General features: G+C 61.7%; 17 protein-coding genes. 6 read left to right on the top strand and 11 right to left on the bottom strand.

What is annotated here, in order from left to right; translation table 11 throughout:
• Positions 1-44 precede the first annotated feature (44 nt).
• The 4 genes from CO671_RS22220 (at position 45) to glgB (ending at position 9,941) form a co-directional block, all read left to right on the top strand.
• Entirely contained in the window at positions 45-1,106 is a 1,062-nt protein-coding gene (locus CO671_RS22220; protein WP_097607753.1) for a DUF1963 domain-containing protein, read from the top strand.
• 118 nt (positions 1,107-1,224) lie between these two features.
• Entirely contained in the window at positions 1,225-4,452 is a 3,228-nt protein-coding gene (locus CO671_RS22215; protein WP_097607752.1) for an alpha-1,4-glucan--maltose-1-phosphate maltosyltransferase, read from the top strand.
• Positions 4,453-7,734: a maltose alpha-D-glucosyltransferase gene (gene treS / locus CO671_RS22210; RefSeq protein ID WP_097607751.1), complete on the top strand. Its 3,282-nt coding sequence runs from the start codon at positions 4,453-4,455 to the stop codon at positions 7,732-7,734.
• Positions 7,731-9,941: a 1,4-alpha-glucan branching protein GlgB gene (gene glgB, locus CO671_RS22205; RefSeq protein WP_097607750.1), complete on the top strand. Its 2,211-nt coding sequence runs from the start codon at positions 7,731-7,733 to the stop codon at positions 9,939-9,941. Before treS ends, glgB begins: the two co-directional genes overlap by 4 nt.
• A 6-nt stretch (positions 9,942-9,947) precedes the next feature.
• Here the strand turns inward: glgB and CO671_RS22200 are convergent, their stop codons facing one another.
• The gene (locus CO671_RS22200) at positions 9,948-11,576 is read right to left on the bottom strand and encodes a thiamine pyrophosphate-dependent enzyme (protein ID WP_097607749.1); all 1,629 of its coding nucleotides are present in this window, start codon (positions 11,574-11,576) and stop codon (positions 9,948-9,950) included.
• A 34-nt stretch (positions 11,577-11,610) separates the two neighbouring features.
• On the bottom strand, positions 11,611-12,789 hold the full coding sequence (locus tag CO671_RS22195) for an amino acid aminotransferase (RefSeq protein ID WP_097607748.1): 1,179 nt from the start codon (positions 12,787-12,789) through the stop codon (positions 11,611-11,613).
• Positions 12,790-12,940: 151 nt separating this feature from the next.
• On the opposite strand from CO671_RS22195, the gene CO671_RS22190 reads away from it, so the two are divergent.
• Both CO671_RS22190 and CO671_RS22185 read left to right on the top strand, forming a co-directional pair.
• Complete coding sequence (locus CO671_RS22190; RefSeq protein ID WP_097607747.1) at positions 12,941-13,408, top strand: Lrp/AsnC family transcriptional regulator; 468 nt, start codon at positions 12,941-12,943, stop codon at positions 13,406-13,408.
• Between the two features lie 205 nt (positions 13,409-13,613).
• Positions 13,614-14,408: a hypothetical protein gene (locus CO671_RS22185; protein ID WP_097607746.1), complete on the top strand. Its 795-nt coding sequence runs from the start codon at positions 13,614-13,616 to the stop codon at positions 14,406-14,408.
• A 138-nt stretch (positions 14,409-14,546) separates the two neighbouring features.
• Here CO671_RS22185 and CO671_RS22180 read toward each other — a convergent pair whose 3' ends face one another.
• The 9 genes from CO671_RS22180 to CO671_RS22140 form a co-directional block, all read right to left on the bottom strand.
• Positions 14,547-15,308: an ABC transporter ATP-binding protein gene (locus tag CO671_RS22180; protein WP_097607745.1), complete on the bottom strand. Its 762-nt coding sequence runs from the start codon at positions 15,306-15,308 to the stop codon at positions 14,547-14,549.
• Positions 15,305-16,345, bottom strand: coding sequence for an iron chelate uptake ABC transporter family permease subunit (locus CO671_RS22175; RefSeq protein ID WP_097607744.1), 1,041 nt, complete (start codon positions 16,343-16,345; stop codon positions 15,305-15,307). The genes CO671_RS22180 and CO671_RS22175 overlap by 4 nt, the downstream gene beginning before the upstream one ends.
• Positions 16,342-17,367, bottom strand: coding sequence for an ABC transporter substrate-binding protein (locus CO671_RS22170; RefSeq protein WP_097607743.1), 1,026 nt, complete (start codon positions 17,365-17,367; stop codon positions 16,342-16,344). The genes CO671_RS22175 and CO671_RS22170 overlap by 4 nt, the downstream gene beginning before the upstream one ends.
• A 154-nt stretch (positions 17,368-17,521) precedes the next feature.
• Entirely contained in the window at positions 17,522-18,367 is an 846-nt protein-coding gene (locus CO671_RS22165) for a metal ABC transporter permease (RefSeq protein ID WP_097607742.1), read from the bottom strand.
• The gene (locus tag CO671_RS22160) at positions 18,364-19,224 is read right to left on the bottom strand and encodes a metal ABC transporter permease (protein ID WP_280953347.1); all 861 of its coding nucleotides are present in this window, start codon (positions 19,222-19,224) and stop codon (positions 18,364-18,366) included. The genes CO671_RS22165 and CO671_RS22160 overlap by 4 nt, the downstream gene beginning before the upstream one ends.
• The gene (locus CO671_RS22155; RefSeq protein WP_097607740.1) at positions 19,221-20,120 is read right to left on the bottom strand and encodes a manganese/iron ABC transporter ATP-binding protein; all 900 of its coding nucleotides are present in this window, start codon (positions 20,118-20,120) and stop codon (positions 19,221-19,223) included. Before CO671_RS22155 ends, CO671_RS22160 begins: the two co-directional genes overlap by 4 nt.
• Positions 20,117-21,034 carry a metal ABC transporter substrate-binding protein gene (locus tag CO671_RS22150; RefSeq protein WP_097607739.1) on the bottom strand — a complete coding sequence of 306 codons (918 nt, stop codon included), beginning with the start codon at positions 21,032-21,034 and terminating at the stop codon, positions 20,117-20,119. Before CO671_RS22150 ends, CO671_RS22155 begins: the two co-directional genes overlap by 4 nt.
• A gap of 257 nt (positions 21,035-21,291) precedes the next feature.
• Positions 21,292-21,573 carry a hypothetical protein gene (locus CO671_RS22145; protein WP_097607738.1) on the bottom strand — a complete coding sequence of 94 codons (282 nt, stop codon included), beginning with the start codon at positions 21,571-21,573 and terminating at the stop codon, positions 21,292-21,294.
• A gap of 26 nt (positions 21,574-21,599) precedes the next feature.
• Positions 21,600-22,064: a hypothetical protein gene (locus CO671_RS22140; RefSeq protein WP_170965028.1), complete on the bottom strand. Its 465-nt coding sequence runs from the start codon at positions 22,062-22,064 to the stop codon at positions 21,600-21,602.
• Positions 22,065-22,226 lie beyond the last annotated feature (162 nt).

Raw genomic sequence — 22,226 nt, 5'->3', positions numbered from 1 at the left:
CCGATAGGTTCCGGATTTGAAACAGTCAGGGAATCTTTTAGCGCATGGCGGCAATATCTCTACCGGCAAATCGTGAGGCCCTTTTTCTCTCCTTGTACGAAACCGATCTGCCTGATGGCGTCATATTCCGTCTCGCCGCGCAGGCGCGACCCGCCATTCTCCTGGCCACGGCCGAGAGCGACGAGGATGCGATTTCGCTCGGAGCATCCAAGATCGGCGGTCGGCCCGATCTGCCGCGCGGGAGCGCGTGGCCGACAAGACCGCCTTATCCGGATGCAGGTCAGAGAGCCGAGGGACATCGCAAGGAAGCCGACCGTCTTCTCGCGGATTCCAGAAAGCCACGCTCCTGGATGACGCCGGAACAGGGCGACCGCTTCAGCCGCGAATACAAGGCGAGGGCCGATTCCATCGAAGCGGAATTCCCGCTGGCCTTCTTTGCTCAGGTCGATCTTTTCGAACTCAGCAAGGAAGAAGGGTTCGACCCGGCCTTTCCCAGCGAAGGCCGCCTGCTGGTATTTTATGATTTCTGGGAGCAGCCGGAAGATTTCACCCCCGAGGCTTCGGTGGGGTGGCAGGTAATATGGGACAAGACGCCCCATGCCGAACTCGTCCGGGTGCCATTCCCCGCGGCGCTGTCTTCGATTTCTTCCGATGAATGGACATGCATTTTTCGAGCCGCGCGCATATCGGCCCGAACCGTTCTGACGCCGATCCCGCCCAACGATAAATCGTGGGATGCCTTTCCGCTCGATGACGACGAGGCGCTCGAAGCCTATCAGGAATGGCTGGAGCAGTTCGGCACGCCCGATGCGATCGATCGCGACAATCATCAACTCGGCGGCTTCCCACAGACGCTGCAGAACGGCCTCCAGGCCTGCAGTCAGCTGGCCGCCAATGGTGTGAACTGTGGCAGGGGGGAGGCCTGGGAAACGGATGCCGCAAAGGAGCTGTTGAAATCCGCCGGCGATTGGCAGCTTGTCCTGCAGATCGGCGTCGACCGCCATGCGGGCATCCCGCAACCGGGCGCCTATTACGTGATCATGCGCAAGGAAGATATCGCCGCGCGCCGGTTCGATAGGGCGCGCGTAACCTACCAATGTGATTGAGCGGAACCTGGCATCCGATGCCGGCCGCGACGCCCATACAGCCGTGAATTGACGTGTTGAGTGGAACAACCTCCGCCAAAGGAAGTTTGCCTCAAAAGCAAACGCGAGGCGGCGGCCGATGTTACTCTCTGTGAAACAGGGTGCACTCAGCACCCCACCCCGGATTTATTATGTCAATCCGCTGCTCCTCCAAGGGGCCGATGCATGGCGCGAGGTTTTCGACCATGCGGCGGATATCGGTTTCGACCATGTGCTGACGGCGCCCCTTTTTAACAGGGGCGGGGAATGCAGCGTCTTTTCCTCTCAAGTTTTTGATCGCCTCGATCCTGAACTGCAGCTCGAAAGCGCGGTTGCGGATGGAGTGTCGCGGCTGGCGGAGGTCGCCGGCAAGAGCGGCGTCGGCTTGATGATGGACCTGATGCTCGACGGGAAAGCGCGGGACCCACAATCGAGCTATCGCCCCGTCGACCCCCGGCGCTCGCCGTTCGACCCGCCGGAGCCGATGACCACGGCGGGGGCGGAGCAGCAGTCGCAGCTGCTGGTGGAATGGACCGAGCGGCTGCAGCGCCTGTCCGACGCCGGCCTCTCCGGGTATAGGGTGCTCGGGATCGATCGGGCGGCACCGGCCTTTTTCAAATCGCTGATTGCGGGCGTGCGAGAGAAGGCCGAGGTGCAATTCTTCGCCTGGACGCCCGGCACCGATTTTGCGGTGAGAAGCGCCATCGCCGATGCGGGCTTCGCGGGATGTTTTTCATCGATGGCCTGGTGGGATCTCGACGAGAGATGGTTCGTCGAGGAGCATCGTATCCAGGAGCCGCTCGGCTGGCAGATCGCCTTTCCCGAGCCGCCTTTCGCCAAGCGTATCGCGCATGGGACCGAGAGCCGCGAAATCCTCGAGCGGCGCGCCATCAGAGCGCTGCGGCTTGCCGCTTCGCTCGGCGGCGGCCTCATGGTTCCCATGGGTTTCGAATATGGTGCGGCGACGCCGCTTGATCCGACGCATGGCGATGGCTCGGGCTTGCGCAAGCTGCGTCATGATCTCGCCTTCGACATCTCATCCGAGATCCGTCTTGCCAACAGCGAGATCGTCAAGGCCGGCAAGACACGGGCTCCGTCGCTTCGCCTGATCCGCAATGCCAGCGGGCCGGTTTCGGTGCTTGTCCAATCCGAGGCGCAGGATCTTCGCAGCGCGTCCGATGTGCGCTTCATCCTGCTCAACCGGGACCTCAGGCGAAGCGCGCCTGCGCCGGTGACGGCGCTTCGCGAGGCCGCCTCCGGTTTTCTACCCGTCGCAGCCGATGGCGCGGCCCTGCGTCTGCGGGCAGGCGAGACCCGGGTGATTGAAGGCAAGGCGCCGGAGCCGATCACATCCAGGCCCGCCCTCGAGGTCGAGCAGGCGACGGCGTCGGCGCGGCTTGCTATCGAAAACATCGTGCCGCGGGTTGATGACGGACGCTTTCCTGTCAAACGCGTGGTCGGCGAGACTGTCACCGTCGAGGCGGATATATTCGCCGATGGTCACGACCCGCTTGCAGCCGTCCTGCTCTGGCGGCCGCATGAGGCCATGGCGGAGTGGAACGAGACGCCGATGCAACTGGTCGAGAACGACCGCTGGCGGGCCGAATTCCTGCTGGAGCGCATGGGGCGTTACGAATTCGCCGTCGAGGCGTGGAAGAACCCGTTCGCAATCTTCCGTTACGAGCTGACCAAGAAGAACGATGCGAGACTGGACCTGAAGCTGGAGCTCCAGGAGGGATTGAACCTCGTTCGCGCCGCGAAGGCGCAAGCGCCGGCAGCGCTCGGCGCCGGATTGCAGGCTCTGATCGACAATCTCGAAAAGGCTTCCGATCCCGAGCGCACGGCGATCCTGCTCGCCCCCGAGACATCCGAGCTGATGAACCGGGCTGACAGGCGGCCGTTCCGGCTTCGCTCCACGACGAGCGCTGTCGATGCCGAACGCAAGGAAGCGGCCTTCGCCAGCTGGTATCAGATCTTCCCGCGTTCGCAGAGCGGCGATCCGAACCGGCATGGCACCTTCGACGACGTTATTCCGAGACTGGCCGATATTCGCGGCATGGGCTTCGACGTGCTCTACTTCCCGCCCATTCATCCGATCGGCTCGACCAACCGCAAGGGGCGCAACAACAGCCTGAAGGCCGCACCCGGCGATCCCGGCAGCCCCTATGCCATCGGCTCGGAAGATGGCGGGCACGACGCCATCCATCCCGAACTCGGCGATTTCGAGGATTTCGGCCGGCTGGTCGAGGAGGCGGGCCGGCATGGGCTGGAGATTGCGCTGGACCTCGCCATCCAGGCCTCGCCGGATCATCCCTGGCTGACGGAGCATCCCGGCTGGTTCGACTGGCGCCCCGACGGCACGATCAAATATGCCGAGAACCCGCCGAAGAAATACGAAGATATCGTCAATGTCGATTTCTACACGAAGGACGCCTTGCCTTCCCTATGGGTGGAGCTGCGGGATATCGTCCAGCTCTGGGTCGACCAAGGCGTCAAGCTGTTTCGCGTCGACAATCCGCACACCAAGCCTTTTCCGTTCTGGGAATGGCTGATCGGCGATATCAGGGCGCGCCATCCCGATGTCGTCTTCCTGTCGGAAGCCTTCACCAAACCGAAGGTGATGTACCGGTTGGCGAAGATCGGCTTCTCCCAGTCCTACACCTACTTCACCTGGCGCAACGCCAAGTGGGAGCTCGAGCAATATATGCGCGAGCTGACCGAGACCGCGCCGAAGGAATTCTTCCGCCCGCATTTTTTCGTCAACACCCATGACATCAACCCGGATTTTCTGCAGAACGCGCCGCGCCCGGCCTTCCTGATCCGTGCCGCACTCGCCGCCACCCTGTCGGGATTGTGGGGTGTCTATAACGGTTTCGAACTGTGCGAGGGGCGCCCCGACGCCAAGCGCAAGGAATATGCCGACAGCGAGAAATACGAAATCCGAGCCTGGGACTACGACCGGCCGGGCAACATCATTGCCGAAATCAGGATGCTCAACCGCATCCGGAACGAAAACATCGCGCTGCATTCGCATCTCGGGCTGACGCTGCTCCCCGCCTGGAATGACAACATCCTGTTCTTCGAGAAGGCGAGCCGTGCGCGCGACAATGTATTGCTGATCGCGATCAACCTCGACCCCCATAATTTCCAGCAAAGCGACGTCGAGCTGCCGCTCTGGAAGTGGTCGCTCGGGGACGGCGGCGCGCTCGACGTCGAGGATCTGGTCGGCGGGCATCGTTTCAGGTGGAACGGCAAACGGCAGACTATCAGTCTCAATCCTCACATTCTGCCCTTTGCGATCTGGCGCGTTCGCGCCGCGGAGGCATGAATGGACACGATGAACACCGGTAACACCGAGCCGCTGCTCTGGTACAAGGATGCGATCATCTACCAGCTGCACATCAAGTCGTTCTATGACGCCAATGGCGATGGCGTCGGTGATTTTGCCGGTCTGCACGCCAAGCTCGATCATATCGCGGCGCTCGGCGTCAATGCCATCTGGCTTCTGCCTTTCTTTCCCTCGCCGCGCCGCGACGACGGCTATGACATCGCCGACTACGGCAATGTCAGCTCCGACTATGGGACGCTGGAGGATTTCAGGGCCTTCGTTGACGCCGCCCACCAGCGCAACATCCGCGTCATCATCGAACTCGTCATCAACCACACCTCGGACCAGCATCCCTGGTTCCAGCGCGCCCGCCAGGCGCCGGCGGGTTCACCCGAGCGCGATTTCTATGTCTGGTCGGATAACGATCAGAAATTCCCGGAAACGCGCATCATCTTCCTCGACACGGAAAAATCGAATTGGACATGGGATGCGGTGGCCGGCGCCTATTACTGGCACCGCTTCTATTCCCACCAGCCGGATCTCAACTTCGACAGCCCGCTTGTCATGGAGGAACTGCTGAAGGTGATGCGCTTCTGGCTGGAGACCGGCATTGACGGTTTTCGTCTTGACGCGATCCCCTATCTCGTCGAGCGCGAGGCGACAATCAACGAAAACCTGCCGGAAACCCATGGAATCCTCAAGCGCATCCGCGCCGCCCTCGATGCCACTCATCCCGGCGTGATGCTGCTGGCCGAGGCCAACCAGTGGCCGGAGGATACGCGCGAATATTTCGGCGACGGCGACGAATGCCATATGGCCTTCCACTTCCCGCTGATGCCGCGCATGTACATGGCGATCGCCAAGGAGGATCGGTTCCCGATCACAGATATCCTGCGCCAGACGCCGGAGATTCCCGAGAATTGCCAGTGGGCGATCTTCCTGCGCAACCACGACGAGCTGACGCTCGAAATGGTGACCGATGCCGAGCGCGACTATCTCTGGGAGACCTATGCCTCCGACAAGCGCGCCCGCATCAATCTCGGTATCAGGCGTCGCCTGGCGCCGCTGATGGAGCGCGACCGCCGCCGCATCGAGCTGATGAACGCGCTTCTTCTCTCGATGCCGGGAACGCCCGTCATCTATTACGGCGACGAGATCGGCATGGGCGACAATATCTATCTCGGCGACCGGGATGGGGTGCGGACGCCGATGCAATGGTCGCCGGACCGCAATGGCGGATTTTCCCGGACGGACCCGGCGCGCCTCGTGCTGCCGCTGATCGCCGATCCGCTCTACGGCTTCGAGGCCGTCAACGTCGAGGCGCAGAGCACCGACGCGCATTCGCTGCTCAACTGGACGCGCAAGATGCTGGCGTTGCGCGGCCGCCATCCGGCCTTCGGGCGCGGCTCGCTGCGCTTCCTCTCGCCGGAGAACCGCAAGATCCTCGCCTATCTCAGGGAATATCAAGGCGAGACGCTGATGTGCGTCGCAAACCTCTCGCGGCTGCCGCAGGCGGTCGAGCTCGACCTGTCGAGCTTTGAAGGCCGCGTGCCGATCGAACTGACCGGCATGTCGCCATTTCCGCCGATCGGCCAATTGACCTATCTCCTGACGCTGCCGCCCTATGGCTTCTTCTGGTTCCAGCTGGAGGCCGATGCCGATCCGCCGGCCTGGCGCACGGCGCCACCCGAACAGCTTCCCGATTTCGTGACGATGGTCATTCGCCGCGGCTTGCTCGATCTCGTCGACGAGCCCGGGCATGCGCGCGTCCTCAGCAATGAAATCCTGCCCGCCTATCTCACCAGGCGGCGCTGGTTCGGGGCGAAGGACCAGCCGCTGCAGACGGCGAGGCTGATCTCGGCGACGCCGATCCCCTTTGCCGACGGCGTCGTACTCGGCGAGCTGGAGGTCGTGCTGCCGAACCACAGCGAATCCTATCAGCTGCCGCTGACGGTCGCCTGGGATGATGCACAGCCGTCGGCGCTGACCCAGCAGCTGGCGCTTGCGCGCGTGCGCCAGGGCAGGCGCGTCGGCTTCCTGACGGATGGATTCGCCGTCGAGCCGATGGCGCGCGGCATCCTGCGCGGGCTTGCCGACCGTTCGCGCATCACCGGGCGCACCGGCACGCTGGAATTTTTCGGCACGGAACGGCTGGACCGCCTCGCCATAACCGACGATCTGCCGGTCCATTGGCTCTCGGCCGAACAATCGAACAGCTCGCTGATCGTCGGCGACGTCGCGATGATCAAGCTGATCAGACACATCTTTCCCGGCATCCATCCGGAGGTCGAGATGACCCGCTTTCTCACCCGTGCCGGCTACGACCACACGGCGCCGCTGCTCGGCGAGGTTGCGCATACCGATTCCAGCGGGCGCCGCTCGACATTGATCATCGTCCAGGGCGCGATCCGCAACCAGGGCGACGCCTGGAATTGGATGCTGAACAATCTGCGTCGTGCCGCCGACGAGCTCGTACTGAACGACCCGGCCGTCCAGCCGGGCGACGACGTCTTCCGCCCGCTGATCAGCTTCGTTGCGATGGTGGGCCTGAGACTGGGCGAGTTGCATGTCGTGCTTGCCGGGGAAAATGCAGATGAGGCCTTCAGCCCGGTCGTCGCCGGCGATGGTGAAGTCGAGGCGATCAAAAAGGCAGTTGCCGGCGAGGTCTCCTATGCGCTGTCGAAGCTCGCCGAACGCGCGGTGGGAGCGGATCCGGCGATCGACCTGCTCGCGGCCCCGCTTCTCGAGCGCCGCTCCGAACTGGTCGAGCTTGCCGCGACACTGGCGGACAGCGCCCGCCATGCGCTGATGACGCGCACCCATGGCGACTTCCATCTCGGCCAGATCCTGGTCAGCGAGGGCGATGCCGTCATCATCGACTTCGAGGGCGAGCCGGCGAAAAATCTGGCCGAGCGCCGTGCCAAGACGGTTCCCTTGCGCGACGTCGCCGGCCTTCTCAGGTCGCTGAGCTATCTCGTCGCCACCGCCCAGCTCGATAATGACGCTGTCACCGAACATGAAAACGAGGTCCGCCGCGACGCCATCGCCCGTTTCGGACGCAACGCCGAGGCGGCCTTTATCGATGCCTATTGGCAGGCGGTGTCGGCGTCGAAGGCGCTTGCCATGCCGCCCGATCAACGACGGAGGCTTCTTGATGCCTTTCTTCTCGAAAAGGCCGCCTACGAGATCGCCTATGAGGCCCGCAACAGGCCGAAATGGCTGCCGATCCCGCTCGCCGGCCTTACCGAAATCGTATCGCGCTTAGCGGGGGTCAATGCATGAATATCGAACGTTCGGAACTTCTCTCAGGCATCGGACACGATGCGCTTTGGGCCTTGATCGAGGGGCGCCATGGCGATCCATTCTCGATCCTCGGACCGCACGAGAGTGGCGGGATGACGATCGTGCGCGTCTATCTGCCAGGCGCCGAAGCGATCGATCTCATCGAGGCGGCGAGCGGCAGGGTGGTAACGCCTTTCAGCATCGCTCACCCCTCCGGCCTGTTCGCAGCGACGACGGGTTCGAGAATGGGATACCGGTTGCGGATCCAATGGCCGGATGGGGAGCAGGTCACGGAGGATCCTTACAGCTTCGGTCTTCTGCTCGGTGAGCTCGACCTTCACCTGATATCCGAGGGGACCCATTACAGCCTGAGCCGGACGCTCGGCGCCGTGGCGATGTCGATTGACGACATACCGGGCGTTCGTTTCGCCGTCTGGGCGCCGAATGCGCGGCGTGTCTCGGTCGTCGGCGACTTCAACGCTTGGGATGGCCGGCGCAACCCGATGCGGCTCAGGCAATCGGCCGGCGTATGGGAGCTGTTCGTCCCACGTCTAGCCCCCGGCGAAAGATACAAGTTCGAGATCGTCGACGCGCAAGGGACCTGCCTGCCGCAAAAGGCCGATCCTGTCGCGCGGGCAAGCGAGGCCGCCCCGTCCACCGCCTCCATCGTTGCATCGTCGACGCCGTTTCGATGGACCGATGACGGTTGGATGAAAGGCCGCGACCGGCAGGCCAGGCTCGAAGGCGCGATCTCCGTATACGAGGTGCATGCCGGCTCCTGGCTTCGCGACCGGCAGGACGGCAACAGCTATCTCGATTGGGCCGAGCTCAGCCAGCGGCTTGTTCCCTATGTCCGCGACATGGGATTTACCCATATCGAATTGCTGCCGATCATGGAGCATCCCTTCGGCGGCTCCTGGGGATACCAGCCGCTCGGGCTGTTTGCCCCGACCGGCCGATACGGAACGCCGGAAGATTTCGCCTATTTCGTCGACCGATGTCATGGCGCCGGTATCGGTGTCATCCTCGATTGGGTGCCGGCTCACTTTCCCACCGACGTCTGGGGCCTTGCCCGCTTCGACGGCAGTGCGCTCTACGAGCACGAGGACCCGCGCGAAGGTTTTCATCGCGACTGGAATACGATGATCTACAATCTCGGCCGCAACGAGGTGAAGGGCTTCCTGATCGCCAGCGCGCTGGAATGGCTCGAGCGCTACCACGTCGACGGCTTGCGCGTCGACGCCGTCGCCTCGATGCTCTACCGCGATTACAGCCGCAACGAGGGGGAGTGGATCCCAAATCAATATGGCGGGCGCGAGAATCTGGAGGCGGTGGAGTTCTTCAAGCACCTCAACAGCATCGTTCACGAGCGTTGCCCGCATGCCATGACCATCGCCGAGGAATCGACGGCCTGGCCGGGTGTGACCAAGCCGCCGGAGGAGGGCGGGCTCGGCTTCGATATCAAATGGAACATGGGCTGGATGCACGACAGCCTGAGTTATATCGAAAAGGACCCCGTCTACCGGAGCTATCACCACGGCACGATGACCTTCGGCATGATCTATGCCTATTCCGAGCGTTTCATCCTGCCGATTTCCCATGATGAGGTGGTCTACGGGAAAGGCTCGCTGCTGACGAAGATGCCGGGCGACGACTGGCAGAAATTCGCCAATCTGCGCAGCTATCTCGCCTTCATGTGGGGCCATCCCGGCAAGAAGCTGCTGTTCATGGGAAGCGAAGTCGCCCAGCCGGGCGAATGGAACCACGATGCTTCGGTGAGCTGGGATGTGCTGGACCGGCCGGCTCATGTCGGCATCCAGCGTCTGGTGAAGGATCTGAACAGCCTCTACGGCGAAGAGCCGGCACTGCAGTTCGGCGATTTTCACCCCGAGGGCTTCGAATGGGCGGCGGCCGACGATGCCGTCAATTCCGTTCTCGGCATGCTGCGTTATGCTCCTGACCGCTCTTCATCCGTCCTCGTCGTCTCGAACTTCACGCCGGTGCCGCGTTACGGCTACAGGATCGGCGTGCCGCATGATGGCGTGTGGATCGAGCGCATAACGACGGATGCGCGCGAATATGGCGGCTCCGGGCTCGTCAATGGTGCAGTCTCGAGCGAACCCATCCCCGCCCACGGCAGGCCCGTCTCCGTCTCGCTGACGCTGCCGCCGCTGGCGACGGTCTTCCTTAGGGGGCCGTCGCCATGACAGGCTTCATTCGGCGTGTGGTGCCGGATGAATGAAGGGCCAGGGGCTCGCCTCGGATCCTTTTTCGATCGGAACCTCGATGAGCACGGGTTCATTGAGCGAGAGGGCCTTATGCAATACCTCTCTCAATTCGCCGGGACTGGTCGCCTTAAAGGATTTGACGCCGAAGCTCTCGCCAAGAGCGACGAAATCCGGATTGGTGAGTTCCGAGCCGAGATAGCGGCCTTTGTAGGCCTGCTTCTGGTCGCGCAACACATTGCCATAGGCCGAATTGTTGAAGACGATGGCGATGACGGCGATCTTGTGCTGGATGGCTGTGGCAAGTTCCTGAACGCCGAACATGAAGCCGCCGTCACCGGAAACGGAGATAACGGCTTTATCGGGGTTGGCGACCTTTACGCCGAGGGCGGTGTTGAAGCCGAAACCGAGATTGTCCTGATAGCCGCATGTCACATATTGGCGCGGGCCGTAGACCGGGAAGGCAAATCGGGCGGTGAAGCCCATCTGGCTGATTTCCTCGACGAAGAAGCCGTCTCGCGGCAGAGCCTCGCGAATGACATCGAGATAGGCGAGCTGCGGCTGCACCGCCGAAAAACGAGATCTCGCCTCTTCATTCAGTTCGGCGAATTCGCGCGCGCGATCCTCGCGGCTGGCACCTGCCAACGCAGCGGTCAGTGCCTGCGTTCCATCGCTCGCATCAGCGACGATGCCGACATCGGGCTTGAGGCGGACCATCTCGGTCGGATCGATATCGATGCGGATGATCTTGAGGCTTTTGGGCAGCCACTTCCACCGCATGAACTGCAATTCGAGCCGGCTGCCGATCCCGATCAGCACGTCGACCTTCTTCCAGTATTCGTAGGCGGCGACGAAATTCAGATAGTTCGGATGGTCGTCGGCGACGATGCCCTTGCCGGAGCGGTGGGAGGTGACCGGCGCCTGCAAGAGCTCCGCAAGTGCTGCGATGTCGGCGCCGGCATCCGCGGCGCCGCCGCCGACCATGATCATCGGATTCCGAGCGCCTGAAATCAGCGCCGCCGCGGCGGCGATCTGATCGGGATTGACGGCCGGATGAGCGGCTCTCGTGCCAAGGGGGAGATCGGTTTCCGGGCCGGATTGTCCGAATACATCCCACGGTGCTTCGACTGCTCCCGGGCCTTGGCGTCCGGAGAGCATTTTGCCGATGATCTCTGATATGACCGGACCGGCCTCGGACTGGTGGTTGATGCGCTCCGCCGTCTTTGTGATCCCGCGCATCGTCGCAAGCTGGTCCGGCAGTTCGTGGAGCTGTCCTCTGCCTTGCCCGATCAGGTGGGACATGATGTTGCCGGTGATGCAGAGCACCGGCGCATTGGCGCCATAAGCGGTGCAGAGAGCCGCGCCGGAATTGAGGACGCCCGGGCCGGGGACAACGGTATAGGCACCAATCCGGCCGGTAGACTTGGCATAGCCGTAGGCCATATAGCCGGCACCCTGTTCATGCCTGGTATGGATGAAGCGAAGCTTGTCACCGGCGCCGTAAAGCGCGTCATTGAAGTCATACATGTGGGCGCCCGGAATGCCGAAGACCGTGTCGATTCCATGGGCGACAAGCGATCGGGCGATCGCCTGGCCGGTCGTTTCTTTCCTGTTCATTTGGAAATCCAATGACTTGAGTTCGGTTATGTCACTATTGCTTCAAGTAACCTTCGGCTCGAAGTGCGGCGACGATGGCGCCGGCGTCGGCCGGCTGCATGCCGGCAAGATTCATTCGCCCGGAATCGGCCATGTAGATGCCGTGCCTGGCTCGCAGCGCCGCCGCCATATCCTTTGACATGGCGAGATTGGAGAACAGGCCGCGCTGGCGGCTGATGAAAGCGAGATCGGGCGCGGCGGCGGCAAGTGCCGCGCGATTGCCGTTGACGCGCCCGCACATTTCTTCGAGCTCGGCGCGCCACATCGCCGACATTTCGGCGCTTTCGAGAATGGTCCGGACGATGGCGGCGCCATGATCCGGCGGCATGGACCAGTTCACCCGGGCGAGCGCGGCCATGTTGCTTTCGGCTTTCCCTATGTCATCGGCATTGCGGGTCATGACATAGAGCGCGCCGACGCGCTCGCGATAGAGGCCGAAATTCTTGTCGCAGGAATAGGCGATCAGCGCCTCGTCGACCGCATCGAGGATCATGCGCGTCGGCGCTGCATCCTGTTCGAGACCGTCACCGAGCCCCTGATAGGCAAGATCGATGAAGGGCACGAGCTTGTGGGCGACGAGCAGTTCGGCAATTCGGCGCCACTCTTCCATGGTGAAATCGATGCCGGTCGGATTGTGGCAGCAGCCGTGAAGAAGCACGACATTGCCTTCATTGGCGGAAGACAGGGCCTCGACCACGCTTTCGAATTTCACCTGTTGCGAGGAGAGATCGACGAAGGAATATTCCTTTACGGTGAGGCGCGCCGCACCGAAAATCGGCGCATGGTTGGGCCAGCTCGGCGTGCCGAGCAAAACCTTCGCCGATGGATTTGCCGTCTGAATGAGTTCCGCGCCGAGACGCAGCGCGCCGCTGCCGCCCGGCGTCTGGATGCCGACAAGACGCTCACCGAAGGCCGGCGATTGCCCGAAAATGATCGGCTGCAGCAGACGGACAAAGTGCAGATCGCCTTCCGGGCCGAGATATTTCTTGCTGTCCTGCGTCTCCAGAAGAAACTGCTCCGCCGCCTTCACGGCCCGCATGACCGGCGTGCGGCCCATGGCGTCGCGATAGACGCCGACGCCGAGGTCGATCTTTCCGGTTCGTTCGTCGGCCTGGAAGGCCTTGATGAGGGCAAGCAGGCTGTCGGCCGGCCGGCTATTCAGTTCTTCAAACACAGGTCCACCTCCGTTTTTATCTGTTGTTTGGAGATTAGCTGAAGTTTCGCGGCGAAATTCTGCGATTTTCTGCCTGTTTCAATGTACACATGCAGACATTCTGCGTCATATGGCTATACTATGCCGAAATTCCCCTCACCTCGGGTGATCCATGCTTGACCAGTTCGATATCAAATTGCTCGCCGCGCTTCAGCAGAACAGCGAAATGACTCAGGGCGAGCTGTCGCAGAAGGTCAATCTCTCCGCCACCCAATGCGCGCGCCGTTTGGAACGGCTGCGCAAGGAGCAATATATCCAGAGCGTCGTCGCCATCCTCAATCCCGCAAAACTGGGTTTCAGCGTCGTCGCCCATACGCTCGTCAGTCTGCGCGCGCATACGGAAGGCGGAAACGAGCGGCTCCATCGCTTCATCGAGACCGCGCCGGAGATCCTGGAATGTTATTCGCAGACCGGTGACGCCGATTTTCTGATGAAGGTGATGACGCGCGATCTCGACCATCTCAGCCAGTTTCTCGAACGAATGATCCGGGTCACCGACAATCTGGCCTCGGTCAAATCGAGCATCGTCCTGAGGACGATCAAGAAGACCACCGCTCTGCCGCTGCAGATCGTGACATGAGCGTGTCACTAGGTGTGTAGTCCCTGAGTGTGATGGTGCATCATTGATCCTGAGTCGTCAGGAAGAGGATGCACTATGGGAAGTATTCTTCACTGCAGCGCATGGAGGTTGCCCCAGCAAGCGGAGCGACACGCATACGGAACTTGCCAACGCCTACCAAGACCCGATAGCCATCTCTGCGTATTGATACCGGGAGAACTCTCAAATGGTATTCGAGTGGCGGCTTTTTTGGCTCGCTCTGATCGTGGCTGTGCTTTCCTGGCCGGCCTGGATCGCCTGGCAGTGGCACGCCGAACATCGGATCTACGCCGATCCAGAAGACCCTGCGCTGACCATCACACCTCAGCACATCGAGGCATTGCGGAAACTGCAGTTTGCGTGGAACACTTCGATCGAAAGCGGGGGGGCTGTTGTCAATCCACTCGCTCCATATGGCAGCGACGATGTGGCCGCTGACCTCGGCCCGATCATCGGCACGAGTGATCGAATTGCTATCGCCCGATTTCACCGCGAAGTCTCGACGCTGCTGACTTGGGCTCTTGCGAATTGCGGGCTAGCGGACGGACAATATCACCTCGACCATCTCGATAATGCGACGATGCAACACCGGCTTCGGAACGATCTCGCTGGATTGCCGGGCGCACGGATTAGTTCATATCTGGCAGAAATGCCACGCCTTGAGCCAGATGGCTATTTTCAATTCACCCGCCAGCATCTCCAACTCCTGCACCACCTGAGATTCGAATGGCCGGACAGCCAGATCATCTCGATCGTCGCCGGTGAAGGCTATCCCGCGCCCGTGGTCGATTTCAAGCGACCGTTCGGCGACATGAGCGCGTTTGAAATCGATATGGCCGCGATTATGGGCCAGCCTCACCCCGTTCTCGACCATGTTAATCCAGCGCTGAATCGTTACTATTGGGAAATGTGGCCAGCACTGCAGGTATTCGTGCAGAACGTTCGCCTAGACGCGGCAAAATCGACCTGCGTGGACAAATGAACCCCGCAATATGCGTCGTTGTTAGCTATGATGCCGGCACCGCCGTCTAGAGCATGATGCCGAAAAGTGTGAGCGGTTTTCGGACGACATTCAGACTTTAGGCCAACCGGGCCTAAAATCATCCTGTTCTAACTGCTCTCACTTGAGATAGTGGATGTGCGGGCGGGAATGATAGGGCGAGGCTTCGACGCGCGCCTCGATCGAGAAGACCTCGCGCAGGAGCTTTTCGCTCAGCACGTCCTCAGGCGCGCCGGAGGCGACGATCCTGCCCTGCTGCATGATGACAAGCTCATCGCAGAACATGGCGGCATGGTTGAGATCGTGCAAAGCGACAATGCTGGTGATCGGCAGGCCGGAGACGAGCCGCATCAGGCCGATCTGGTGCTGGATATCGAGATGGTTGGTGGGTTCGTCAAGGATCAGCTCCTGCGGCGACTGGGCGAGCGCCCTGGCGATATGGGTACGCTGCTTTTCGCCGCCCGACAGGCTCTGCCAGCGGTCGTCGCGCTTGTCCGCCATGCCGGCGCGGGCGAGTGCCGCTTCGACCGCCTCTTCGTCAGCCTTGGTCCAGCCGGAAAACATGGAGCGGTGCGGAAACCTTCCGAGCTTGACGACGTCGACGACCTTCAGATTGGCGTTGGTCGTGGCGTGCTGTTCGACGAAGGCGATGCGCCGGGCGATCGAGCGACGGCTGATCTTGCCGATATCGCTGCGGTCGAGCGTGACGCGGCCGGAATGCGGCCGCTTCAGGCCGGCGAGAAGCCGCAGTAGCGAGGTCTTGCCGGAGCCGTTCGGCCCGAGCAGTCCGAGCATCCGGCCAGGCTGCGCCTCCATGGAAACGCCGTCCAGAATGGTCTTCCTGCCAATTTTCCAGGTGAGGTTGTCGGCCTTGATGCTCATGACGCGCGCTGAAACCGGTAGAGGATGATCGAGAAGAAGGGAACGCCGACCAAGGCGGTGACGACGCCGATCGGCAAGATCTGGCCGGGAATGAGGGCGCGGGCGGCGATATCGGCGAACACCATGAAGATCGCCCCTGCAATGGCACAGGCCGGCAGGAGGCGGATATGAAGCGGCCCGACGATGAAGCGGGCGACATGCGGCACGACAAGCCCGACGAAGCCGATCGAGCCGACCATGCTGACGATCGTCGCCGTCATCATTGCGGTCAGCGCGAAGAGTGCCATTCGCGCGCGGCCGACATTGACGCCGAGCGAGGAGGCCGCCTCGTCGCCGAAAGCGAAGGCGTCAAGCACGCGGGCGTAGAACAGACAGGCGGCGAGACCGATGCCAACGACGATCGAGACCAGCGCGAACTCCGGCCAGCGCACGCCGCCGAAACTGCCGAGCAGCCAGAACATGACGTCGCGGGCCTGCTGCGCATTGGCCGAAGTGGTGACGATATAGGAGGTCGATGCGTTGAAGAGCTGCGATGCGGCGACACCGGCGAGGATGGTGCGGTCCGCGCCGCCGCGCGTGCCGTTCGAGAGCAGCGCCACGAAGAAGAAGGCTGCGAATGCGCCGGCAAAGGCGCCGGCCGACAGCGACACCGCGCCGGCGCCGAGCCCCAGGATGACGATTGCGACGGCGCCGGTGGAAGCCCCGGCGGAGATGCCGAGCACATAGGGTTCGGCAAGCGGGTTGCGCAGCAGCGACTGCATGATAGCGCCCGACAGGGCCAGCCCCGCGCCGCAGAAGGCGGCGACGAGTGCCCGGCTCAGGCGATAGTCCCAGATGACAGTCTCGTGGATGCGATTGAGCTCGACCGCGGTCCAACCGAGCCGGTTGGTGACGGCGGAAAATGTGGTCGCGAGCGGAATCGGCAGATCGCCGATTCCGACGCTGACGCCGATGGCGACAGCGATGAGGCAGAGGGAAGCCAGAAGCAGTGCGGTGACCGCTCCCAGTTGCCGGAAGAGACGTCCCGCCTCGGTCACTTCAGCAGACCGAGGGCCTTCAACTGTTCGGCCACCTGTTCGGCGCCGTAGATCGTGCGGATGGTCGGGTTCATCGCCTGGCCGTCCATGACGAGCAGCGCCTTGTTCTTGACGGCAGGGATCTGGCTGACGGCAGGATCGGTGTTCAGGAACTTGATCTTGGCCTCAGGCTTGTCGAGCTCCCAGCGGTTGCGATCGAGGCTGGCGACGACAATGACATCGGGATTGGAGGCGATGATGCCTTCCCAGCCGATGGTCGGCCATTCCGCTGCCGCGTCGATCGCATTGCGTCCACCGAGCAGGTCGGCGATGAAGCCGGAGGCGCTGTTCTTGCCGCCGACATAGGCATCGGCCGACGGGCTGGGGCTGGAGAACCAGAAGACGTAGGACAGTTTCTGCCCGTCCTTGGCAGCGCTTCCGCGCAGCTTGGCTTCACGCGCCTTGAAATCGGCGATCAGGGCCTCACCGCGGTCGGCGACGTCGAAGATCTGCGAGAGCTCGTCGATCTCCTTGTAGAGAAGATCCATGTTCCACAGCTCGCCGCGGCTGCCGTACTGGTCCTTGACATCCTTGGTGCTGAGGCAGGTGCTGGGCGAGAGATAGGTGGCGACGCCGACCTTGTCGAAATCCTCGCGCTTGGCGACCTTGCTGTTCGGCCCGACCAGGCTCGGCAGCGCCGCCGCGACGAAATCGGGATTTTCGGCAAGCATCGATTCAAAGGTCGGCATCTCAACGGTCAGAAGCTTGACCTTGGCATTGGCCTCGGCGAGCTGTGGCAGCACCTTGCTCGGCCAGAAGGCGGTGCCGACCATCTTGTCCTGAAGGCCGAGCAGCAGCAGGATTTCCGCGCTGTTCTGGCCGAGGCCGATCGCCCGCTCGGGTGCCTTCTTGAACGTCACCTCTGCGCCGCAGTTTTCCAGCGTCAGCGGATAGGTGGTCGAACCCGCCAGAGACGGCGTTGCGGCAAGGCCGATCAGGGCGGAGAGGCCGGAGGCGGCCAGGAGCGATTTGAGGTTGGTCACGAAGAAATCCCCGGTGCGTGAGTATATGCGGCCGGGGTATAGCCACAGGAGCAGCCGGAAAACAAGACCGATTAAATCAACTTATCGCAAAAATCGACGGCACCGACATGCGGCGGGCGCAGGCGCCGTTCCGGAGGCAGGCGGTCGCTCATCCTCAGCTTGCCTCCTGGGTTTCGATCCGTGCGGCCTTGCGCGTGGCATGGAGGAAGGCTCCGATAAAGACGATCGCGAACAGAAGTACGATGGTCGGGGCCGGCGCGCTGTCAATAAAGAAGGAGAGATAGACGCCTGCAAAAGCCGTGATCACCGCGATTGCGACCGAAAAAACGAGCATCGTACTGAAGCGGCGCGTCAGCAGATAGGCGATGGAGCCTGGTGCAATCAGCAGCGAGATGGCGAGAATGATGCCGACCGACCGAAGCGCTGCCACGATCGTCAATGAAATCAGGCAGAGCAGGCCGTAGTGAAGCAGGTTCACCCTCAGCCCGACCGCTCTCGCTTGCGCCGGGTCGAACGCGTGCAGCAGCAGGTCACGCCACTTGATGGCGACGATGGCGGCGGTCAGCAGCGCAACGGCTCCCGTTTCCACGATGTCGGGAAAGCCGATGCCGAGCATGTCGCCGAAGAGGATGTGATCGAGATGCACCTCGGACTGGATCTTCACATAGAGAACCAGGCCGAACCCGAACATGCCCGAAAATACGATGCCCATCACCGTGTCCTGCTTGATGCGGCTGTTATCCTTGAGGAAACCGGTGGCAAGCGCGCAGACCATCCCGGCCGCAAAGGCGCCGATCGCGAAAGGAAAGCCGGCGATATAGGCAATCACCACGCCCGGGAATACGGCATGGCTCATGGCGTCGCCCATCAACGCCCAGCCCTTGAGCACGAGAAAGCAGGAGAGCAGCGCTGTCGGGATGGCGATCAGCACCGAGATGATCAGGGCGTTGATCATAAAATCGAACTGGAACGGCACTAGCAAGGCGGCGAGACCGTTCATGGAGATGTCTCCAGCGCTTGAGCAGCCCTGCGCCGGCTCGCCAGCATTCCGTGCTTGGGCGCCAGGAAGAAGGCGGCAAGGAAGATCAACGTCTGGAAAACGATGATGATGCCGCCGGTCGCGCCGTCGAGGAAATAGCTCACATAGGCGCCGACGAAGCTGGTCGCTGTCCCGATCGCTACGGCGATGACGAGCAGCCGCGGGAAACGATCCGTCAGGAGGTAAGCCGTTGCGCCCGGCGTCACCACCATACAGATGACGAGAAAGGCGCCGACGGTCTGGAGGGCCGCGACCGTCGAGGCCGACAGCAGCGTGAAAAACATGATCTTGAGCCGCGTTGGATTGAGCCCGATTGAACGGGCGTGGGTCTCGTCGAAGAAGACGACCATCAGGTCCTTCCATTTCACCAGCAGGATGGCGAGCGAAACGAAGCCGATGATGGCAAGCTGGAGCGTGTCCTCGGGCGTGATTGCGAGGATGTTGCCGAGCACGATCGTCTGGATGTTCACTGCTGTCGGTCTCAGCGATACCATGAACAGGCCAAGCCCGAAGAAGGAGGAGAAGATCAGGCCGATGATGGCGTCTTCCTTCAGTTTGGTGCGCTGGTTGAGGAAGAGCATCGCCGCGGCGGCAAGGCCGCCGGAGAAGAATGCGCCGATCGAGAAGGGAAGTCCGATCATATAGGCGCCGGCGACACCCGGCACGATAGAATGCGAGAGCGCGTCGCCGATCAGCGACCAGCCCTTGAGCATCAGATAACAGGAGAGGAAGGCGCAGACACCGCCGACTAGAGCCGAGACCCACATGGCATTCAGCATGTAGTCATAGGTGAAAGGTTCGAGAATGGCGGCCATCAGCCTTGATCCCCGCTTTCGTCCGCCTGGACATGCGCGAGCAGTTTGCCCTCCCGCAGGACCAGCGGCCGCTCGTCGTCGGTGAGGATGCCGACGGGATATGGCTTGCCGCCTGAGCCATTCAACACGAGATGGCGAAGCACGCCGCCGAAGGTTTTCTCGAGGTTTTCCTGTGTAAAGGTCTCGTCTGTGGAGCCGTGGGCCAGTACCGTACCTTTGATCAGCACCGTGCGGTCGCAGAATTCCGGCACGCTGCCGAGATTATGCGTCGAGACCAGCATCACCCGGCCTTCGTCGCGTAGCGAGCGGAGCAATTTGACGATGGCCTCTTCGGTCTTGACGTCGACGCCGGTGAAGGGTTCGTCGAGCAGGATGACGCGACCGTCCTGCGCCAGCGCGCGAGCGAGGAAAACGCGTTTCTTCTGGCCGCCGGAAAGCTCGCCGATCTGGCGCTTGCGGAATTCGCTCATGTTGACGCGGGCAAGCGCCTTGGACACAGCGTCGTGGTCGGCCGCTTTCGGAATGCGCATCATCCCCATATGGCCGTAGCGCCCCATCATGACGACGTCCTCGACCAGCACCGGAAAATTCCAGTCGACCTCTTCCGATTGCGGCACATAGGCGACGAGATTTTTCCGCAGCGCTTGTTCGACCGGCATGCCGAGCACCGAAATCTCGCCCCTGGCGAGGCGCACGAAGCCCATGATCGCCTTGAACAGGGTCGACTTGCCGGAACCATTGACGCCGACAAGCGCGGTGATGGTGCCGGTGGGGGTCTGGAAGCTGGCGTCGCGCAGCGCCGTGTGGCCGTTGCGATAGGTGACCGTGGCGTCCGTCACGGCAATGCCGGCCCCCGCATCCGAAGATGCGGGGAAAACAGGGGAAACGATCGCGTTCATTGCGACAGGCCTTCGGCAAGGCCCTTGACGATGGTATCGGAGGTGACGCGCAGCAGGTCGATATAGGTCGGCGTGGGGCCGTCGGCTTCACTTAAGGAGTCGACATAGAGCACGCCGCCATAATGGGCGCCGGTTTCACGGGCGACCTGCCGGGCCGGCTTGTCCGACACCGTGCTCTCGCTGAACACGGCAGGGATCTTATTGGCCCTGACGGCATCGACGACTTTGCGGACCTGTTGCGGCGTGCCCTGCTGATCGGCATTGATCGGCCATAGATAGAGTTCCTTCAAGCCGAAGTCGCGAGCGAGATAAGAGAAGGCCCCTTCGCTCGATACAAGCCAGCGCTTATCCTCGGGGATGGTACCCAGCTTCTGGCGGATCGGCGCAACGGTCGCCTCGATCTCCTTCTTGTAGGCCTCCGCATTGGCCTTGTAGACCTCGGCATTCTCAGGATCGTATTTGACGAAGGCATCGCGGATGTTGTCGACATAAATGATCGCGTTCTTCGGCGACATCCAGGCATGCGGATTCGGTTTGCCGCTATAGGGGCCTTCGCTGATGCCCATCGGCTCGACGCCTGTGGAGACCACGACGTCGGGAACATCTTTCAGGTTCCGGAAAAATTTCTGAAACCACAGCTCGAGATTGAGGCCGTTCGACAAGAGGATCTGGGCGCCCTGCGCCCGCTGGATATCACCCGGCGTCGGCTGATAGCCGTGGATCTCGGCCCCGGGCTTGGTGATCGATTCCACGATCGCGGCATCGCCGGCAACGTTCTTTGCCATGTCGGCAATGACGGTGAAGGTGGTCACCGCTTTGAATTTCTCCTGCGCGGCGGCACCGCCGGCCATCAGGCCGAGTGCGGCAACGGCCACCATTCCGGTTATGACTCTGCGTCTTAGGCAACTAAGCATGAATATTCCCTTCTTTTGCCCCATCAACCGTTCGGCACGCACAGCGACGGCCGATAACAAGTTCACCGATGTAAATGCGACGCATTTGCAATTATTGCTGATGAGCCTCGTATCTATCTATTCTGCAATTGCGACTGAATTGCAACAAGGATTTTCGAAGAGGTCAGGCTGCCACGGTCAGGACCGGCCCCGTGATGGGTCCGCAGCCGGCCTGGGCTCGACGTCGACAGCCTCAAGGGTAAATCCCTCGAACACGCTCAGCTCAGCTTTCCCACGAGCTTGGCATAGTCCGAAAAAGTCCGCTGCTCGCCCTTTCCGGCGGCCTGCTCGGCAACCTGCAAGACACGGATAGGAAACAGGATCGCAGCGCGGTTGGCGTCCGAAAGCTCATGATCGTCGTCTTCCTCGATGGCCTTCATGGCTTTCGACAGCGCGACATTGAGCTCCTGGCGGGTGAGCAGTTCTTTCTCGACGATCGCGTCGCATATGGACGCCATCGCCATGATCAGGCCCTTGAGCTGCAGATTGGCGGTATTCATGAGAACTCCAATGAAAGAGGCGGGCTCTAATCCGGTTCAACCGACCGGATCGTGTCGACCGAGACCGTACCCTCCAGGATGCCGCGTTTGATATCGCGCCTGTTCCGGTCGATCTCGATGACAGTATAGAGCTTGTCATCGCGGAAGGCACTGGCATTGGCCGTCGTCACATCCTCGGCGGGCGCCGCATCCACTTCCATGAAATCGAGTTCGCGCGCCGCGGCGACGATCCTGGCATCGCCAGGCGTTCTGGCGGCGACGACAACGATGCCATGGCCGGGGGCATTGTCCCATCTCGGATCGTCGGGGGCGGCGATCGGTTCCAGCCGGTAGATGTTGAGCATTTCATCGCCGGCATCGGGCGAGGCTTCCGCCGCCGCATCCTGGATTTGCGCCTGGCTTTCGACCGATTTTCCAAAGGTGGTCGGGCTGGTCGCGTTGTTGATCTCTTCCTTGCCGGTCCTCGAGACGTTCGACATGTCGCTCTCCATTGTCAGGACGGAAACGACGGCCGGCGGAGAACGGTTCCAGCCTGCGCGAAAAACGGCAAAGCCGGCTTCGTACAGGGCTTTGGGTTTATGCAGCTATTAAGTTCATTTTGAATAACAAACCATGATAAGCTCTACCGGGGATGGCCCATACCATTTTCCAAG

The organism is Rhizobium sp. M10, assembly GCF_002531955.1.
GTDB classification, from domain to species: domain Bacteria; phylum Pseudomonadota; class Alphaproteobacteria; order Rhizobiales; family Rhizobiaceae; genus Rhizobium; species Rhizobium etli_C.
Note: the sequence above shows the minus strand (reverse complement) of the source record. Positions and strands in the feature narration are given on the sequence as shown.

Excerpts from the sequence above, each read along its gene's own strand:
- CO671_RS22165 (WP_097607742.1), bottom strand. The coding sequence starts at position 18,367 with ATGAACGGTCTCGCCGCCTTGCTAGTGCCGTTCCAGTTCGATTTTATG.
- CO671_RS22180 (WP_097607745.1), bottom strand. The coding sequence starts at position 15,308 with ATGAGCATCAAGGCCGACAACCTCACCTGGAAAATTGGCAGGAAGACC.
- CO671_RS22185 (WP_097607746.1), top strand. The coding sequence starts at position 13,614 with ATGGTATTCGAGTGGCGGCTTTTTTGGCTCGCTCTGATCGTGGCTGTG.
- CO671_RS22155 (WP_097607740.1), bottom strand. The coding sequence starts at position 20,120 with ATGAACGCGATCGTTTCCCCTGTTTTCCCCGCATCTTCGGATGCGGGG.
- CO671_RS22215 (WP_097607752.1), top strand. The coding sequence starts at position 1,225 with ATGTTACTCTCTGTGAAACAGGGTGCACTCAGCACCCCACCCCGGATT.
- CO671_RS22140 (WP_170965028.1), bottom strand. The coding sequence starts at position 22,064 with ATGGAGAGCGACATGTCGAACGTCTCGAGGACCGGCAAGGAAGAGATC.
- CO671_RS22150 (WP_097607739.1), bottom strand. The coding sequence starts at position 21,034 with ATGCTTAGTTGCCTAAGACGCAGAGTCATAACCGGAATGGTGGCCGTT.
- CO671_RS22200 (WP_097607749.1), bottom strand. The coding sequence starts at position 11,576 with ATGAACAGGAAAGAAACGACCGGCCAGGCGATCGCCCGATCGCTTGTC.
- glgB (WP_097607750.1), top strand. The coding sequence starts at position 7,731 with ATGAATATCGAACGTTCGGAACTTCTCTCAGGCATCGGACACGATGCG.
- treS (WP_097607751.1), top strand. The coding sequence starts at position 4,453 with ATGGACACGATGAACACCGGTAACACCGAGCCGCTGCTCTGGTACAAG.
- CO671_RS22145 (WP_097607738.1), bottom strand. The coding sequence starts at position 21,573 with ATGAATACCGCCAATCTGCAGCTCAAGGGCCTGATCATGGCGATGGCG.
- CO671_RS22190 (WP_097607747.1), top strand. The coding sequence starts at position 12,941 with ATGCTTGACCAGTTCGATATCAAATTGCTCGCCGCGCTTCAGCAGAAC.
- CO671_RS22220 (WP_097607753.1), top strand. The coding sequence starts at position 45 with ATGGCGGCAATATCTCTACCGGCAAATCGTGAGGCCCTTTTTCTCTCC.